Annotated in this window: 1 pseudogene; it reads left to right on the top strand. The window is 61.4% G+C overall.

The features are described 5' to 3' along the window. Window positions 1-453: pseudogene (locus Y887_RS18985) on the top strand (transposase); the annotation flags it as partial.

Here is a 453-nt window from a genome sequence, read left to right as displayed (position 1 = left end):
GACGCCAGGTCAAGGATGTCTGTCGCGAGCTGGGCATTTCCGAGGCGACCTACTACGTCTGGAAGTCCAAGTACGGCGGCATGGAGGCCGCTGACGTGCAACGCCTCCGCGACCTGGAGACCGAGCACGCCAAGCTCAAACGCATGTACGCCGAGCTCGCGATGGAAAACCATGCATTAAAGGATGTCATCGCAAAAAAGCTGTAGACCCGGCGCACAAGCGCCCGCTGCTTGCCTGGCTCGTCGAGCGGCATGGCTGGAGCGAGCGCCGGGCCTGTTCGGTGGTTGGCGTGGCTCGTTCGACAGCACGTTATCGGCGCCGTCCCGATCGCGACGAGGAGGTCATTGCGCTGTTGTCCGAGTTGGCCGAGCGTTTTCCCGAGCGTGGATTTGGAAAGCTCTTTCAGATCATCCGCCGTCGCGGACATGTGTGGAATCACAAAAGGGTCTGGCG

This window comes from Xanthomonas pisi DSM 18956 (genome assembly GCF_001010415.1).
Classification (GTDB): Bacteria; Pseudomonadota; Gammaproteobacteria; order Xanthomonadales; family Xanthomonadaceae; genus Xanthomonas; species Xanthomonas pisi.
The sequence above is the reverse complement of the archived record's forward strand: the minus strand, read 5'-3'. Positions and strand labels throughout refer to the sequence as shown.